Genomic DNA, 14,795 nt, shown 5'->3' with positions numbered 1-14,795 from the left:
GCACCCTTACTTCTTCTTCGTTTCTTTGAGGATCACAACCTCATTGGCATAACGCACACCCTTGCCCTTATAGGGCTCCGGCGGGCGATAGCCGCGCACTTCTGCCGCGACCTGGCCAACTTGTTGCTTATTGATCCCCTTGATCACGATTTCGGTTTGCGTCGGGGTTTCAGCCTTGACGCCTTCCGGCATCTGGTGCACCACAGGGTGCGAGAAACCCAGCGACAGGTTCAACTTGTCGCCTTGCGCCTGTGCGCGGTAACCGACGCCAACCAGCGTCAGCTTGCGCTCGAAACCCTTCGTCACGCCGTTCACCATGTTCGCAACCAGTGCGCGCATCGTGCCCGACATCGCATTCGCTTCGCGGCTTGCGTCAACCGGCTCGAAATTCAGCGTGCCGTTGTCGTTCACCACTTTCACGAGGCGGTTTGCCGCCTGCGTAATCGTACCCAGCGGGCCCTTGACGGTGATGCGATCGTCGCTCAGGGCCACTTCTGCGCCTTGCAGCGCGACCGGGCTTTTACCTACTCGAGACATGTTTCTCTCCTTTCGGCCTTAAGCGACGTAGCAGATGACTTCGCCGCCAACGCCCGTTGCACGCGCCTTGCGGTCCGTCATCACGCCCTTCGGCGTCGACACGATTGCCACGCCGAGGCCATTCATGACCACGGGGATGTCGTTACGGCCGCGGTACACACGCAGACCAGGCTTCGAGACGCGTTCAATGCGCTCGATAACCGGACGGCCAGCGTAGTACTTCAACACGATGTTCAATTCAGACTTCGCACCTTCGGACTTCACTGCGAAATCATCGATATAGCCTTCGTCCTTCAGGACCTGCGCAATCGCAACCTTGACTTTCGACGAGGGCATTGTCACCGAGACTTTCTCAACCATCTGCGCATTGCGGATGCGAGTCAGCATATCGGCGATAGGATCACTCATGCTCATTTACGTTTCTCCTATTACCAGCTCGCCTTGGTCAGGCCAGGGATCTCGCCGCGGAACGCGATTTCGCGAATCTTGTTACGCGCCAGCCCGAATTTACGGAACGTGCCACGCGGGCGACCGGTAATTGCGCAACGATTGCGCTTACGGGTCGGGTTAGAGTTGCGCGGCAATTGTTGCAGTTCCAGACGTGCTGCGTAATGCTCTTCGTCCGACTTGCTCATATCGCCGATGATCGCTTTCAGCTCAGCACGCTTGGGAGCGTACTTAGCAGCCAAGCGAGCACGCTTCTTTTCACGTTCGATCAGTGCCAGTTTAGCCACGGTAACCTCAGTTTCTGAACGGGAACTTGAAGCTGGCGAGCAGAGCCTTTGCTTCGTCGTCGGTCTTCGCAGTCGTCGTGATGCTGATGTTCAGCCCACGCAGTGCGTCGATCTTGTCGTAGTCGATTTCGGGGAAAATGATCTGCTCTTTCACACCGATGTTGTAGTTGCCGCGACCATCGAACGCACGACCCGACACACCACGGAAGTCACGCACACGGGGGAGCGCGACCGTCACGAAACGGTCCAGAAATTCGTACATTGCCTGACCACGCAACGTGACCATTGCACCGATCGGATAGCCCTGACGGATCTTGAAGCCAGCGATTGCCTTGCGTGCCTTCGTGATCACCGGCTTCTGGCCTGCGATCTTCGTCAGGTCGCCAACGGCGTTTTCGATGATCTTCTTGTCAGCAACCGCTTCGCCAAGGCCCATGTTCAGGGTGATCTTGGTGATGCGCGGCACTTCCATCACGGACTTGTAACCGAACTTCTCGATGAGGCCGGGTACAACCTTCTCTTTGTAAAACTCTTGCAAACGAGCCATTTTTTTACTCCGCAGCGTCAGGCGCTCAGCTCGGCACCGGTCGTTTTAAGGAAACGGACTTTCTTGTCTCCTTCGACCTTGATGCCTACACGCGACGCCTTGCCATTCGCGTCGACCAATGCGACGTTCGAAATTTGCAGCGGCATCGTCTTGGCTTCAACACCGCCCGTCGTACCCTTCATCGGGTTCGGCTTGACGTGTTTCTTGACGAGGTTGATACCCTCGACAATCACTTTGCCCTCGCCAACGGACAGCACGACGCCGCGCTTGCCTTTATCTTTGCCGGTGATGACGATAACTTCGTCACCTTTGCGAATCTTGTTCATCGCGACTCCTTACAGCACTTCAGGTGCCAACGAAACGATCTTCATGAATCGTTCGCTGCGCAACTCGCGCGTGACAGGCCCGAAAATACGGGTGCCAATAGGTTCGAGCTTGGCATTCAACAACACAGCGGCGTTGCCATCGAACTTGATCAGCGAGCCGTCCTGACGGCGCACGCCCTTGGCGGTGCGAACCACCACGGCGTTGTAAATTTCGCCTTTCTTCACGCGCCCGCGCGGCGTTGCTTCTTTGACGGTCACCTTGATGATGTCGCCAATGCTGGCATAACGACGCTTCGAGCCGCCGAGCACCTTGATGCACATGACTTCACGCGCACCCGTGTTGTCGGCCACTTCAAGCCGAGTTTCGGTCTGGATCATGGTTTATCTTTCCCAACTTAATCCGGTCACACCACCATGGCGTACCCGGTCAGTCTTGGTCCCGTCAGCCAATCGGCTGCTTGGGTATGAACAGCAGCGACGGCAAACGAAACCCGCCATCGCAATCCGGTGAATCCTACGGAACAGACTGGCGCCCGATCCGCTTCCCCCACCAACTTCGCCCGCGACGGGGCTCCCATAAAGAGGGAAGACCGAGAGTATAACAAATAATCTCGGTCTTGCAAGCGAAATCTACTGCGATTTCAACAACTTCTACTACTTCGCGGCGTCAGATGACGCGAGCAGCCTCGACCAGGCGAGCCACAACCCAAGCTTTCGTCTTCGAAATCGGACGCGTTTCCTGGATTTCAACAAGGTCGCCCTCGTTGTACGTGTTCGCGTCGTCGTGCGCGTGGTACTTCTTCGAACGCACAACGTACTTGCCGTAGATCGGGTGCTTCACGCGGTGCTCAACCAGCACGGTGACCGTCTTGTCCATCTTGTTGCTGACGACCTTGCCGACCAGCGTCCGCTTGAGCGAGGTTTTTACGCTATCGTTCATTTCTGGTTCGCCTTCTCAGTCAGGACGGTCCGCACACGTGCGATGTCGCGACGAACCTTCTTCAGCTGGCTCGTGTTCGTGAGCTGCTGGGTCGCGAGTTGCATGCGCAGGCCGAATTGCGCCTTCAACAGGTCCGACAGCTCCTTGTTGAGCGCGGCCTGATCTTTCTGGTGAAGTTCGGATGCCTTCATCATTTGCTCCTTAGGCGCCGAGCTGACGCACGATAAACGTCGTCTTGAGCGGCAGCTTAGCTGCAGCCAGACGGAACGCTTCGCGTGCCAGCTCTTCGGTTACGCCGTCCATTTCGTACAGCATCTTGCCCGGTTGAATCTCTGCGACGTAGTACTCAGGGTTACCTTTACCGTTACCCATACGTACTTCAGCCGGCTTGTGCGAGATCGGCTTGTCCGGGAAGATGCGAATCCAGATGCGGCCACCACGCTTGATGTGACGCGTCATTGCACGACGTGCCGCTTCAATCTGGCGCGCGGTCAAGCGACCACGACCGATAGCCTTCAGGCCGAATTCACCGAACGACACCGCGTTGCCGCGGGTAGCGATACCGGTGTTACGACCCTTCTGCTCTTTGCGATACTTTCTGCGTTTCGGTTGCAGCATCGTTATTCTCCAGTCTTCCCGCCGTCGCCGGCACCGCCAGCTCGACGAGGAGCGCCACGGCGTGCACCTGCCGGGCCACCACCTTCACCATCACGACGCGGACGGCGATCGCCACCCGGACGTGCGTTGCGGCGCGGACGCTTTTCTTCGGCGACTTCTTCAACCACCGGTGCGTCGTTGCGGCCGAGCGTGTCGCCCTTGTAGACCCAGACCTTCACGCCGATGATGCCGTACGTCGTCTTCGCTTCCGAAGTTGCGTAGTCGATATCAGCACGCAGCGTATGAAGCGGCACGCGACCTTCGCGATACCATTCCGTACGAGCGATTTCGATACCGTTCAGGCGGCCAGCGCTCATGATCTTGATGCCTTGAGCACCCAGACGCATTGCGTTTTGCATCGCACGCTTCATCGCGCGGCGGAACATAATCCGGCGCTCGAGCTGTTGCGTGATCGAATCCGCGATCAGTTGCGCATCGGTTTCCGGCTTGCGGATTTCTTCGATGTTGACGTGAACCGGAACGCCCATACGCTTTTGCAGCTCGGACTTCAGCAGTTCAATGTCTTCACCCTTCTTACCGATCACGACACCCGGACGCGAGCTGAAAATCGTGATGCGGGCGTTCTTTGCAGGACGCTCGATCACAACGCGGCCGACGGACGCGTTCTTCAGCTTCTTCTTCAGGTATTCACGAACACCGATGTCTTCCTGCAACATCGCCGCGAAATTGTTGTTGTTCGCGTACCAACGCGACGCCCAATTGCGGCTGACGGCCAAACGGAAGCCAGTCGGATGAATTTTCTGTCCCATCGTATGACCCCTTAATTCCCGACCGTCACAGTGATGTGACAGGATTGCTTCTCGATGCGGTTACCGCGGCCTTTAGCGCGCGCGGTGAAACGCTTGAGCGACGCAGCCTTGTCGATGTAGATGCTCGTGATCTTGAGCTCATCGATATCGGCGCCTTCGTTATGCTCCGCATTCGCGATCGCCGACAGCACGACCTTTTTCACGATTCCCGCAGCCTTCTTCGGCGAGAACGTCAGAACGTTCAGCGCCTTGTCGACCGGCAAACCGCGGATCTGGTCAGCCACAAGGCGCGTTTTCTGCGCCGAGATGCGGGCACCGCGATGAATTGCTTTCACTTCCATCATGAGCCCCTTATTTCTTAGCCTTCTTGTCGGCTGCGTGACCCTTGAACGTACGGGTCAATGCAAACTCGCCAAGCTTGTGGCCGACCATGTTTTCCGAGATGTACACCGGAACGTGTTGACGGCCGTTATGAACGGCGATCGTCAGACCGATGAAATCCGGGAGGATCGTCGAACGGCGCGACCAGGTTTTGATCGGCTTCTTATCCCGCGAAGCTGCTGCCGCCTCAACTTTCTTCAGCAAATGGGCGTCGCAGAACGGACCTTTTTTTACAGAACGTGCCATTGCCTACTCCTTAACGCTTGTGACGGCGCTGGACGATCATGCTCGTCGTGCGCTTATTGCTGCGGGTGCGATAACCCTTAGCAGGCGTGCCCCACGGGCTCACCGGATCGCGACCTGCAGCCGTCTTGCCTTCACCACCACCGTGCGGGTGATCGACCGGGTTCATTGCAACGCCACGCACCGTCGGGCGGATACCGCGCCAGCGGTTTGCGCCAGCCTTACCGATTTGACGGAGGCTATGCTCTTCGTTGCCAACTTCACCAATCGTCGCGCGGCACTCAACGTGGACGCGGCGGATTTCACCCGAGCGCAGGCGGACCTGTGCGTAGATGCCTTCACGAGCCAGCAGCATCGCCGACGTACCAGCCGAACGCGCCATTTGCGCGCCCTTGCCCGGCAGCATTTCGATGCAGTGAATCGTCGTACCGACCGGAATGTTGCGGATCGGCAGCGTGTTACCTGCGCGGATCGGAGCTTCCGAACCCGACATCAGTTGCTGGCCAACCGTCACACCCTTCGGAGCGATGATGTACTTGCGCTCGCCGTCTGCGTACAGAACCAGCGCGATGTTCGCGCTACGGTTCGGATCGTACTCAAGACGTTCGACCTTCGCTGCGATACCGTCCTTGTTGCGGCGGAAATCGACGACGCGATAGTGATGCTTGTGACCACCGCCCTTATGACGGGTAGTGATGTGACCGTTGTTATTACGACCGGCGGTCGAGGATTGCGAGTCGAGCAGCGGTGCGTACGGCTTGCCCTTATGCAGATCCTTGTTGACCACCTTGACCATCGCACGGCGACCCGGCGAAGTCGGCTTAACTTTAACGATTGCCATGATTACTTGGCCTCCGCTTCAAAGTTGATTTCCTGGCCGGGCTTCAGGCAGACGTACGCCTTCTTCACGTCCTTGCGCTTGCCCATGAAGCGGCCAAAGCGCTTGGCTTTGCCCTTCGAGACCAGCACGTTGACGGAATTGACTTCCACCTTGAACAGCAGCTCGACTGCAGCTTTCACTTCCTGCTTCGTGGCATCGGGCGCGACTTCGAACACAACTTGTTCGTTCTTGTCGGCCACCAGCGTCGCCTTTTCGGAGATCACCGGCGCGAGCAGGACCTGCATCAAACGATGATCGTTCTTGCGAATCTCGCTCATGACAGCAACTCCTCGATCTGGGCGACCGCAGCCTTCGTGATCAGGATCTTCTTGAAGTAGATCAGCGACAGCGGGTCGGCGTAACGCGGCTCGACAACTGCCACATGGGCCAGGTTGCGCGACGCGAGGTACAGGTTTTCGTCAACCGTGTCGGTGATCACCAGCACGGATTCGAGACCCATCGCCTTGAATTTTTCGGCCAGCAGCTTCGTCTTCGGCGCTTCGAGCGTCAGCTCGTCGACCACCGAGATGCGGCCTTCGCGGGCCAGCTGCGAGAAGATCGAGCAGAGACCTGCGCGATGCATCTTCTTGTTGACCTTGTGCGAAAAGTTTTCTTCCGGCGAATTCGGGAAGATACGGCCACCGCCGCGCCACAACGGGCTCGACGACATACCGGCACGGGCGCGGCCCGTACCCTTTTGGCGCCACGGCTTCTTGGTCGTGTGCTTAACTTGCTCACGGTCCTTCTGCGCGCGGTTGCCGCTGCGGGCATTCGCTTGATACGCCACTACCACCTGGTGAATCAGGGCTTCGTTGTAATCGCGGCCGAACACGACGTCCGACGCGCTAACGCCTGCACCTTCCTGACCATTGGCATTCAGGAGCTTAAGTTCCATTATTTCGCTCCTTTCACGGCACGCGTCTTCACGGCCGGCGTAACGAATACCTTGCCACCCTTCGCACCCGGAACGGCGCCCTTGACCAGCAACAGCTTGCGGTCAGCGTCGATACGAGCGATTTCGAGGTTTTGCACGGTTACCGTATCGTCACCCATGTGACCGGTCATGCGCTTACCCGGGAAAACACGACCCGGATCCTGCGCCATACCGATCGAGCCCGGCACGTTGTGCGAGCGCGAGTTACCGTGCGATGCACGGCCGGATGCGAAGTTGTAACGCTTGATGGTACCGGCGTAGCCCTTACCGATCGACACGCCTTGCACGTCGACCTTCTGGCCTACTTCGAACAGGTCGGGACCGACCACGGTGCCGTTCGACAACTCGGCAGCCTTGGCAGCATCGATCTGGAATTCTTTGAGGATTTCACCGGCTTGAACACCGGCTTTGGCGAGATGACCGGCCAACGGCTTCGTCACGCGCGATGCACGGCGCGTACCGAATGCAACCTGCACGGCCGTGTAGCCGTCGGTTTCAACAGTCTTGATCTGCGTCACGCGGTTGTCGGACACGTCCAGCACGGTAACGGGAATCGAATCCCCTTCTGCCGTGAAGATACGGGTCATGCCAACCTTGCGACCTACGAGTCCAAGGCTCATCGTTTTCTCCATTCCCGACTGCGATTGGTCGGGGCTAATTTACAAAATGCCGGTGCCGTTTCGGGCGTGAAATCACGCTGCAGCGCACCGACTTTTTTGCGCAAATGCGCGAAAAGCCGACTATTATAGCGAGGCTTTTCGTTTTCCGCAAGCAATCAATGACTTAGCGCTGCCTGGTACGCCAGGCAACACTTTGAAGCTTTATTGCAACTTGATTTCCACGTCCACGCCAGCCGGCAGGTCCAGCTTCATCAGTGCGTCAACGGTCTTGTCCGTCGGATCGACGATGTCCATCAGGCGTTGGTGCGTACGGATTTCGAGCTGATCGCGCGACGTCTTGTTGACGTGCGGCGAGCGCAGGATGTCGAAGCGTTGAATGCGGGTCGGCAGGGGCACCGGACCACGAACGATTGCGCCAGTCCGCTTTGCCGTGTCGACGATTTCAGCTGCCGATTGATCGATCAGGCGATAGTCGAAAGCCTTCAGGCGAATGCGGATTTTCTGGTTCTGCATGACAATTCCTTGGAAAAGAGCGAGGCGGTATTGCACCGCCAGACAATAAAAGAACGTAGAGCCGGACGCCCGCGGAGGGCCGGCGCCCGGCTCCGGGCACCACTTACAGCAAATACATCAATCCGCGATTTTACTCGAGAATCTTGGCAACCACACCTGCGCCGACCGTACGGCCGCCTTCGCGGATTGCGAAACGCAGACCTTCTTCCATCGCGATCGGGTTGATCAGCTTCACCGTGATCGACACGTTGTCGCCCGGCATGACCATTTCCTTGTCCTTCGGCAACTCGATCGAGCCCGTCACGTCCGTCGTACGGAAGTAGAACTGCGGACGATAGTTGTTGAAGAACGGCGTGTGACGGCCACCTTCGTCCTTGCTCAGCACGTACACTTCAGCCGTGAAGTGCGTGTGCGGGTTGATCGAACCCGGCTTGGCCAGCACCTGGCCACGCTCCACGTCTTCACGCTTCGTGCCGCGCAGCAGGATACCGACGTTGTCGCCTGCCTGACCCTGATCGAGCAGCTTGCGGAACATTTCCACGCCCGTGCAGGTCGTCTTCACCGTCGGCTTGATACCGACAATTTCGATTTCCTCGCCGACCTTCACGACGCCGCGCTCAACGCGACCCGTCACCACCGTGCCGCGACCCGAGATCGAGAACACGTCTTCCACCGGCATCAGGAACGCACCGTCAACTGCGCGCTCCGGCGTCGGGATGTACGTGTCCAGCGCGTCGGCCAGATTCATGATCGCCACTTCGCCCAGCTCGCCCTTGTCGCCTTCCAGCGCCAGCTTGGCCGAACCCTTGATGATCGGCGTGTCGTCGCCCGGGAAGTCGTACTTCGACAGAAGTTCGCGAACTTCCATCTCGACCAGCTCCAGCAGCTCAGCGTCGTCCACCATGTCGCACTTGTTCAGGAACACGATGATGTACGGCACGCCAACCTGACGCGCCAGCAGGATGTGCTCACGCGTTTGCGGCATCGGGCCGTCAGCGGCCGAACACACCAGGATCGCGCCGTCCATCTGCGCTGCGCCCGTGATCATGTTCTTCACATAGTCAGCGTGGCCCGGGCAGTCGACGTGTGCGTAGTGGCGGTTTGCCGTTTCGTACTCGACGTGTGCCGTGTTGATCGTGATACCACGCGCCTTTTCTTCCGGCGCCGCGTCGATCTGGTCGTATGCCTTCGCTTCGCCGCCAAACTTCTGCGTCAGAACCGTCGTGATCGCTGCCGTCAGCGTGGTCTTGCCGTGGTCAACGTGACCGATCGTGCCGACGTTCACGTGCGGCTTGGTCCGTTCGAATTTACCTTTAGCCATGTTTCTCTTCTTTCAAAAAGTTAATCGTTGAATGACTTTGCCGCGCGATTACTTCGACTTGGCGTTGATGATCGCTTCCGACACGTTACGCGGTGCTTCGGAGTAGTGCTTGAACTCCATCGTGTACGTTGCACGACCTTGGGTCAGCGAACGCAGCGACGTCGAGTAGCCGAACATTTCCGACAGCGGCACTTCGGCGCGAACGATCTTGCCTCCGCCAACCATGTCGTCCATGCCCTGAACGATACCGCGACGACCCGACAGGTCACCCATCACGTTGCCCATGTAATCTTCAGGCGTTTCGACTTCCACAGCCATCATCGGTTCGAGGATGACCGGTTGAGCCTTGCGCATTGCTTCCTTGAACGCCATCGAGCCGGCCATGCGGAACGCATTTTCGTTCGAGTCAACGTCGTGGTACGAACCGAACGTCAGGTGAACCTTGACGTCGACGACCGGGAAGCCTGCCAGCACGCCTGCCTTCAGCGTTTCCTGAATACCCTTGTCCACCGCCGGGATGTATTCGCGCGGAATCACACCGCCCTTGATCTCGTCGAGGAACTCGTAGCCCTTACCTTGCTCATTCGGCTCGAGCGTGATGACCGCGTGACCGTACTGGCCGCGACCACCCGACTGCTTGACGAACTTGCCGTCAACGTCTTCCGCCTTGCCGCGAATCGTTTCACGGTACGCGACCTGCGGCTTGCCGACGGTCGCTTCCACGCCGAATTCGCGCTTCATACGGTCAACCAGAATTTCCAGGTGGAGCTCGCCCATGCCCGAAATAATGGTTTGGCCCGATTCTTCGTCCGTTTGAACGCGGAACGACGGATCTTCCTGTGCCAGACGGTTCAGCGCCAGACCCATCTTTTCCTGGTCGGGCTTCGTCTTCGGCTCAACAGCCTGCGAAATCACCGGCTCCGGGAAAATCATGCGTTCGAGCACGATCGGGCTTTGCGGATCGCACAGCGTGTCGCCGGTCGTCGCGTCTTTCAGGCCGACTGCAGCAGCGATGTCGCCTGCGCGGACTTCCTTGATTTCTTCGCGCTGGTTCGCGTGCATCTGCAGAATACGACCCAGACGTTCCTTCTTGTCTTTGGTCGCGTTCAGCACGGTGTCGCCCGAATTCACGACGCCCGAGTACACACGGAAGAAGATCAGCTGGCCGACGAACGGGTCGGTCATGATCTTGAATGCCAGTGCCGAGAACTTTTCGTCGTCGGCAGCGCGGCGCTCGCCCTTTTCACCGTTTTCCAGCTCGCCGGTAACCGGCGGGATGTCGATCGGCGACGGCAGGAAGTCGAGCACGGCGTCCAGCATGCGTTGCACGCCCTTGTTCTTGAACGCGGTGCCGCACAGCATCGGCTGGATTTCGCAAGCGATCGTACGGTCGCGCAGACCCTTGATGATTTCCGCTTCAGAGAGCTCGCCCTCTTCCAGGTACTTGTTCATCAGTTCTTCGCTCGACTCGGCAGCCGCTTCGATCATCTTCTCGCGCCACTCGTTGCAAGAGTCAGCCAATTCTGCCGGGATTTCTTCGTACGAGAACTTCGTGCCTTGGGACGCTTCGTCCCAAATGATCGCTTTCATCTTCAGCAGATCGACGACGCCCGTGAAGTTTTCTTCCGCGCCGATAGGCACCACGACCGGAACCGGGTTCGCCTTCAGACGCAGCTTGAGCTGGTCGTAAACCTTGAAGAAGTTCGCGCCGGTACGGTCCATCTTGTTGATGAACGCGAGACGGGGAACCTTGTACTTGTTTGCCTGACGCCACACGGTTTCCGACTGGGGCTGAACGCCGCCCACAGCGCAGTACACCATGCACGCGCCGTCGAGCACGCGCATCGAGCGCTCGACTTCAATCGTGAAGTCGACGTGGCCCGGGGTGTCGATGATGTTGATGCGGTGCTCAGCGCGGTCGCCGGCCATGCCTTTCCAGAACGCCGTGGTAGCAGCGGACGTGATCGTGATGCCGCGTTCCTGTTCCTGCTCCATCCAGTCCATGGTGGCAGCGCCGTCGTGAACTTCACCAATCTTGTGGTTCACGCCGGTGTAGAACAAGATGCGCTCGGTCGTCGTCGTTTTGCCGGCGTCGATGTGAGCGCTAATACCGATGTTACGGTAGCGCTCGATAGGTGTCTTGCGAGCCACTTTGATCCTCTATTGGGATGACGCGATGCGAGAAAATACCCATCGCGCTGTAACACAAACGGGCGAGGCGCTTTGTAAGCGCACCCGCCCGGAATTTCTTTCCGTTTTTCCTGCTAAACCCGGGTTCGGGAAGCTTAGAAACGGAAGTGCGAGAACGCCTTGTTGGCTTCTGCCATCCGGTGAACTTCGTCGCGCTTCTTCATTGCGCCGCCACGGCCTTCGGCCGCTTCGGAAAGTTCACCTGCCAGACGCAGGGCCATCGACTTCTCGCTGCGCTTCTTCGCGGCTTCACGCAGCCAACGCATCGCCAATGCCATACGACGCGACGGGCGCACTTCGACCGGAACCTGATAGTTCGCACCACCAACGCGGCGGCTCTTAACTTCGACCACCGGCTTGACGTTGTTGAGCGCTACCGTGAACACTTCCAGCGGGTCCTTGCCACCCTTGGTCTGGATCTGTTCGAAAGCGCCGTAGACGATACGCTCGGCAACCGACTTCTTGCCTGAGAGCATCAGCACGTTCATGAACTTAGCTACATCAACGTTACCGAACTTCGGATCCGGCAACACTTCCCGCTTGGGGACTTCGCGACGACGCGGCATGCTTCTTCCTTTAACTTTTCAGTTGGAGCTACTTTTAGCCCCACGGTCACCAACTAACCCGATTCATCTCTAACGACTTACCAGCCTGGTCGGGTGACCACTTACTCGACAGCACCGGCGATTCCGGCACCACCGCTATTACCGCCTTTACAGGCGACCTGAAACTGCTGACCGGCTGATTACTTGCCAGCCTTGGCACGCTTCGCACCGTACTTCGAGCGAGCCTGCTTACGATCCTTGACGCCCTGGGTATCCAGCGAGCCGCGAACCATGTGATAACGCACACCGGGCAAGTCCTTCACACGGCCGCCGCGAATCAGCACGACCGAGTGTTCCTGCAGGTTGTGGCCTTCACCACCGATGTACGAAATCACTTCGAAGCCGTTCGTCAGACGAACCTTGGCAACCTTACGCAGTGCCGAGTTAGGCTTCTTAGGCGTCGTGGTGTACACACGGGTGCACACGCCGCGACGCTGGGGGCAGTCCTGCAAGGCCGGGCTCTTGCTCTTAGTCGTTTCCGACTGGCGGCCTTTGCGAACCAGTTGATTGATGGTTGGCATTGTTTATTCCTGAAATTGAACAAAATCGACGCATCTGTTTCCGGGCAAAGCAGAAACGATTGCGCATCGAACTTCCGGACCCAAGTGCCGATACACGAGTTAACTACGCGCGCAGGCATTCCAAGAACCGGAACCTAGCATAATATTCCGAAAATACTAAGGGAGTCAACAGGTTGCGACGTTTCGCACCCCTGTCAACCCGCTCAAGTGCTCGCCGAGCGCTTAGTCGGCGGCGACGACTTCCAGCAATTCGTCGCCGAAACGGTCGAGTTTGCGTGCGCCCATACCCGGAATGCCGCGCAAATCCTCAATCGAGTCGGGGCCGTTGCGGGCGATTTCCGCCAGGGTCGCGTCGTGGAAGATCACGTAGGCCGGCACGCCGTCGCTCTTCGCGGTTTCAGTGCGCCATGCGCGAAGCCGCTCCCAGCGCGCGCGTTCGCGCGGGCCCATGCCGATCGTCGGGTCAGCGCGCTCACTGGTGCGGCCGGACGATTGCCGCGTGCGTGTAGGCTTCACATAGCGGCGCATTGTGACGTTCTGCTCACCTTTGAGCACCGGCTTGCTTGCCTCGGTCAGGACCAGCGAGCCAAATCCTTCATGGTCGACCGTCAGATAGCCGAACGCGACCAACTGACGGAACACAGCTCGCCACTCCGGTTCGCCTAGCGCCGAACCGATGCCGAACGTGGTCAGCTTCTCGTGACCACGCTGCAGGATTTTCTCGTTACTGTTACCGCGCAGAATATCGATCAGATGGCCGGCGCCGAAATGAAAGCCGCTCGCCCGCTGCGCGCGGAACACGCACGACAGCGCCATGCGCGCCTCGCGCGTCGCATCCCATGTGTCCGGCGGTTCAAGGCAGTTGTCGCAGTTGCCGCAAGGCTTGCTCGATTCACCGAAATACGCGAGCAGTCGCACTCGCCGGCAGGTCGCCGCTTCGCACAGTCCGAGCAACGCGTCCAGCTTGCCGGTCTGTACGCGTTTGTGCGCGTCGTCAGCATCGGATTCGTCGATCATCTTGCGCTGCTGCACAACGTCGCCGAGACCGTAGGCCATCCAGGCGTTCGCCGGCATGCCGTCGCGGCCCGCGCGCCCCGTTTCCTGGTAGTAACCTTCGACGCTCTTCGGCAAATCAAGGTGAGCGACGAAACGCACGTCCGGTTTGTCGATGCCCATGCCGAACGCGATGGTCGCGCACATCACAATCCCTTCCTCGCGCTGAAACATCTCCTGATGCTTCTGGCGGATTTCGAATTCCATGCCGGCGTGATACGGCAGCGCTCGCATGCCTTTTTCCTTCAACCATTCCGCCGTCTCTTCGACCTTGCGGCGCGACAGGCAATAGACGACGCCGGCGTCGGTCGTGCCGTCCGGCTTCGAATGCTCCGCGCGAATGAAGTCCAGCAACTGCGTACGCGCATTGTCTTTTTCGACGATGCGATAACGGATGTTCGGTCGGTCGAAGCTCGACACGAAAACGCGCGCGTCATCCAGCGCGAGGCGATGGACGATCTCGTCGCGCGTGATTGCGTCAGCGGTGGCCGTCAGCGCGATCCGCGGCACGTTCGGGAATCGCTCGTGCAGCACCGACAACCGAATGTATTCCGGCCGGAAATCGTGCCCCCACTGCGACACGCAATGCGCTTCGTCGATGGCGAACAATCCGATACGAGTGCGTTCCAGCAGTTCCTGGAACCGGGGCGTCATCAAACGCTCTGGCGCTACGTAGAGCAGATCGATTTCGCCTTCGCGCAATGCGCGCTCGGTCGCCATCGCCTCGGCGCTAGAGAGCGTCGAATTCAGATACGCCGCGCGCACGCCCACTTCGGTGAGCGCGGCCACCTGATCCTGCATCAGCGCAATCAGCGGAGAAACGACGATGCCGGCGCCGAAGCCGCCTTCGCGGCGCACCAGCGACGGAATCTGATAGCAGAGGGACTTGCCGCCGCCCGTCGGCATCAACACGAGGCAGTCGCCGCCGCCGGCGACGTGCTCGACAATTTCGCCCTGCTGCCCTCTGAACGCGGGGTAACCGAAGACTTCGTTGAGAATTTCGAGCGGACGGGACATGAATTT

General features: G+C 58.7%; 22 protein-coding genes. All 22 read right to left on the bottom strand.

What is annotated here, in order from left to right; genetic code table 11:
- Positions 1 to 6: 6 nt before the first annotated feature.
- The gene (gene rplF, locus B0G82_RS07580) at positions 7 to 537 is read right to left on the bottom strand and encodes a 50S ribosomal protein L6 (protein ID WP_106284143.1); all 531 of its coding nucleotides are present in this window, start codon (positions 535 to 537) and stop codon (positions 7 to 9) included.
- Between the two features lie 18 nt (positions 538 to 555).
- Positions 556 to 951 carry a 30S ribosomal protein S8 gene (gene rpsH / locus B0G82_RS07575; protein ID WP_006052216.1) on the bottom strand — a complete coding sequence of 132 codons (396 nt, stop codon included), beginning with the start codon at positions 949 to 951 and terminating at the stop codon, positions 556 to 558.
- 14 nt (positions 952 to 965) lie between these two features.
- The gene (gene rpsN, locus B0G82_RS07570) at positions 966 to 1,271 is read right to left on the bottom strand and encodes a 30S ribosomal protein S14 (protein WP_006052215.1); all 306 of its coding nucleotides are present in this window, start codon (positions 1,269 to 1,271) and stop codon (positions 966 to 968) included.
- A gap of 7 nt (positions 1,272 to 1,278) precedes the next feature.
- A complete protein-coding gene (gene rplE, locus B0G82_RS07565; protein WP_006052214.1) occupies positions 1,279 to 1,818 on the bottom strand; it encodes a 50S ribosomal protein L5 in 540 nt (179 codons plus the stop codon).
- Between the two features lie 17 nt (positions 1,819 to 1,835).
- Positions 1,836 to 2,144 (bottom strand): 50S ribosomal protein L24, encoded by a 309-nt coding sequence (gene rplX / locus B0G82_RS07560; protein ID WP_006052213.1) that lies wholly within the window; start codon positions 2,142 to 2,144, stop codon positions 1,836 to 1,838.
- A 9-nt stretch (positions 2,145 to 2,153) separates the two neighbouring features.
- The gene (gene rplN, locus B0G82_RS07555; RefSeq protein ID WP_006052212.1) at positions 2,154 to 2,522 is read right to left on the bottom strand and encodes a 50S ribosomal protein L14; all 369 of its coding nucleotides are present in this window, start codon (positions 2,520 to 2,522) and stop codon (positions 2,154 to 2,156) included.
- A gap of 289 nt (positions 2,523 to 2,811) precedes the next feature.
- The gene (gene rpsQ / locus B0G82_RS07550) at positions 2,812 to 3,084 is read right to left on the bottom strand and encodes a 30S ribosomal protein S17 (RefSeq protein ID WP_007180129.1); all 273 of its coding nucleotides are present in this window, start codon (positions 3,082 to 3,084) and stop codon (positions 2,812 to 2,814) included.
- Positions 3,081 to 3,275 carry a 50S ribosomal protein L29 gene (gene rpmC / locus B0G82_RS07545; RefSeq protein WP_007180130.1) on the bottom strand — a complete coding sequence of 65 codons (195 nt, stop codon included), beginning with the start codon at positions 3,273 to 3,275 and terminating at the stop codon, positions 3,081 to 3,083. Before rpmC ends, rpsQ begins: the two co-directional genes overlap by 4 nt.
- Positions 3,276 to 3,285: 10 nt before the next feature.
- Entirely contained in the window at positions 3,286 to 3,702 is a 417-nt protein-coding gene (gene rplP, locus B0G82_RS07540) for a 50S ribosomal protein L16 (RefSeq protein WP_007180131.1), read from the bottom strand.
- 2 nt (positions 3,703 to 3,704) lie between these two features.
- Positions 3,705 to 4,511: a 30S ribosomal protein S3 gene (gene rpsC / locus B0G82_RS07535; RefSeq protein WP_007180132.1), complete on the bottom strand. Its 807-nt coding sequence runs from the start codon at positions 4,509 to 4,511 to the stop codon at positions 3,705 to 3,707.
- 11 nt (positions 4,512 to 4,522) lie between these two features.
- Complete coding sequence (rplV, locus tag B0G82_RS07530) at positions 4,523 to 4,855, bottom strand: 50S ribosomal protein L22 (RefSeq protein WP_007180133.1); 333 nt, start codon at positions 4,853 to 4,855, stop codon at positions 4,523 to 4,525.
- Positions 4,856 to 4,862: 7 nt separating this feature from the next.
- Positions 4,863 to 5,138 carry a 30S ribosomal protein S19 gene (rpsS, locus tag B0G82_RS07525; protein ID WP_004199273.1) on the bottom strand — a complete coding sequence of 92 codons (276 nt, stop codon included), beginning with the start codon at positions 5,136 to 5,138 and terminating at the stop codon, positions 4,863 to 4,865.
- A 10-nt stretch (positions 5,139 to 5,148) separates the two neighbouring features.
- Positions 5,149 to 5,976 carry a 50S ribosomal protein L2 gene (gene rplB, locus B0G82_RS07520; RefSeq protein WP_106284141.1) on the bottom strand — a complete coding sequence of 276 codons (828 nt, stop codon included), beginning with the start codon at positions 5,974 to 5,976 and terminating at the stop codon, positions 5,149 to 5,151.
- A 2-nt stretch (positions 5,977 to 5,978) separates the two neighbouring features.
- Positions 5,979 to 6,293, bottom strand: coding sequence for a 50S ribosomal protein L23 (gene rplW, locus B0G82_RS07515; RefSeq protein WP_007180135.1), 315 nt, complete (start codon positions 6,291 to 6,293; stop codon positions 5,979 to 5,981).
- A complete protein-coding gene (gene rplD, locus B0G82_RS07510; RefSeq protein WP_106284140.1) occupies positions 6,290 to 6,910 on the bottom strand; it encodes a 50S ribosomal protein L4 in 621 nt (206 codons plus the stop codon). The genes rplW and rplD overlap by 4 nt, the downstream gene beginning before the upstream one ends.
- Positions 6,910 to 7,569 carry a 50S ribosomal protein L3 gene (rplC, locus tag B0G82_RS07505; protein ID WP_007180137.1) on the bottom strand — a complete coding sequence of 220 codons (660 nt, stop codon included), beginning with the start codon at positions 7,567 to 7,569 and terminating at the stop codon, positions 6,910 to 6,912. The genes rplD and rplC overlap by 1 nt, the downstream gene beginning before the upstream one ends.
- A 201-nt stretch (positions 7,570 to 7,770) precedes the next feature.
- Positions 7,771 to 8,082, bottom strand: coding sequence for a 30S ribosomal protein S10 (gene rpsJ / locus B0G82_RS07500; protein ID WP_006998489.1), 312 nt, complete (start codon positions 8,080 to 8,082; stop codon positions 7,771 to 7,773).
- A 130-nt stretch (positions 8,083 to 8,212) separates the two neighbouring features.
- Complete coding sequence (tuf, locus tag B0G82_RS07495) at positions 8,213 to 9,403, bottom strand: elongation factor Tu (protein WP_012434572.1); 1,191 nt, start codon at positions 9,401 to 9,403, stop codon at positions 8,213 to 8,215.
- A 48-nt stretch (positions 9,404 to 9,451) separates the two neighbouring features.
- Complete coding sequence (gene fusA, locus B0G82_RS07490) at positions 9,452 to 11,554, bottom strand: elongation factor G (RefSeq protein ID WP_012434573.1); 2,103 nt, start codon at positions 11,552 to 11,554, stop codon at positions 9,452 to 9,454.
- 134 nt (positions 11,555 to 11,688) lie between these two features.
- Complete coding sequence (gene rpsG / locus B0G82_RS07485) at positions 11,689 to 12,159, bottom strand: 30S ribosomal protein S7 (RefSeq protein WP_006053291.1); 471 nt, start codon at positions 12,157 to 12,159, stop codon at positions 11,689 to 11,691.
- 179 nt (positions 12,160 to 12,338) lie between these two features.
- Positions 12,339 to 12,719 (bottom strand): 30S ribosomal protein S12, encoded by a 381-nt coding sequence (rpsL, locus tag B0G82_RS07480; protein WP_012434574.1) that lies wholly within the window; start codon positions 12,717 to 12,719, stop codon positions 12,339 to 12,341.
- A 222-nt stretch (positions 12,720 to 12,941) separates the two neighbouring features.
- Positions 12,942 to 14,789, bottom strand: coding sequence for a DNA helicase RecQ (gene recQ, locus B0G82_RS07475; RefSeq protein WP_121307070.1), 1,848 nt, complete (start codon positions 14,787 to 14,789; stop codon positions 12,942 to 12,944).
- Positions 14,790 to 14,795: the final 6 nt, after the last annotated feature.

This window comes from Paraburkholderia sp. BL17N1, assembly GCF_003634175.1.
GTDB lineage: Bacteria > Pseudomonadota > Gammaproteobacteria > Burkholderiales > Burkholderiaceae > Paraburkholderia.
The sequence above is the reverse complement of the archived record's forward strand: the minus strand, read 5'-3'. Positions and strand labels throughout refer to the sequence as shown.

Bases quoted from the DNA above. Each gene is read 5' to 3' on its own strand.
- tuf (WP_012434572.1), bottom strand. From the start codon at position 9,403: ATGGCTAAAGGTAAATTCGAACGGACCAAGCCGCACGTGAACGTCGGC.
- rpsQ (WP_007180129.1), bottom strand. From the start codon at position 3,084: ATGAACGATAGCGTAAAAACCTCGCTCAAGCGGACGCTGGTCGGCAAG.
- rplP (WP_007180131.1), bottom strand. From the start codon at position 3,702: ATGCTGCAACCGAAACGCAGAAAGTATCGCAAAGAGCAGAAGGGTCGT.
- rplV (WP_007180133.1), bottom strand. From the start codon at position 4,855: ATGATGGAAGTGAAAGCAATTCATCGCGGTGCCCGCATCTCGGCGCAG.
- rpmC (WP_007180130.1), bottom strand. From the start codon at position 3,275: ATGAAGGCATCCGAACTTCACCAGAAAGATCAGGCCGCGCTCAACAAG.
- rplN (WP_006052212.1), bottom strand. From the start codon at position 2,522: ATGATCCAGACCGAAACTCGGCTTGAAGTGGCCGACAACACGGGTGCG.
- rplE (WP_006052214.1), bottom strand. From the start codon at position 1,818: ATGGCTCGTTTGCAAGAGTTTTACAAAGAGAAGGTTGTACCCGGCCTC.
- recQ (WP_121307070.1), bottom strand. From the start codon at position 14,789: ATGTCCCGTCCGCTCGAAATTCTCAACGAAGTCTTCGGTTACCCCGCG.
- rplC (WP_007180137.1), bottom strand. From the start codon at position 7,569: ATGAGCCTTGGACTCGTAGGTCGCAAGGTTGGCATGACCCGTATCTTC.
- rplX (WP_006052213.1), bottom strand. From the start codon at position 2,144: ATGAACAAGATTCGCAAAGGTGACGAAGTTATCGTCATCACCGGCAAA.
- rpsJ (WP_006998489.1), bottom strand. From the start codon at position 8,082: ATGCAGAACCAGAAAATCCGCATTCGCCTGAAGGCTTTCGACTATCGC.
- rplF (WP_106284143.1), bottom strand. From the start codon at position 537: ATGTCTCGAGTAGGTAAAAGCCCGGTCGCGCTGCAAGGCGCAGAAGTG.
- rpsG (WP_006053291.1), bottom strand. From the start codon at position 12,159: ATGCCGCGTCGTCGCGAAGTCCCCAAGCGGGAAGTGTTGCCGGATCCG.
- rplD (WP_106284140.1), bottom strand. From the start codon at position 6,910: ATGGAACTTAAGCTCCTGAATGCCAATGGTCAGGAAGGTGCAGGCGTT.
- rpsL (WP_012434574.1), bottom strand. From the start codon at position 12,719: ATGCCAACCATCAATCAACTGGTTCGCAAAGGCCGCCAGTCGGAAACG.
- rplW (WP_007180135.1), bottom strand. From the start codon at position 6,293: ATGAGCGAGATTCGCAAGAACGATCATCGTTTGATGCAGGTCCTGCTC.
- rpsH (WP_006052216.1), bottom strand. From the start codon at position 951: ATGAGCATGAGTGATCCTATCGCCGATATGCTGACTCGCATCCGCAAT.
- rpsC (WP_007180132.1), bottom strand. From the start codon at position 4,511: ATGGGACAGAAAATTCATCCGACTGGCTTCCGTTTGGCCGTCAGCCGC.
- rpsS (WP_004199273.1), bottom strand. From the start codon at position 5,138: ATGGCACGTTCTGTAAAAAAAGGTCCGTTCTGCGACGCCCATTTGCTG.
- rplB (WP_106284141.1), bottom strand. From the start codon at position 5,976: ATGGCAATCGTTAAAGTTAAGCCGACTTCGCCGGGTCGCCGTGCGATG.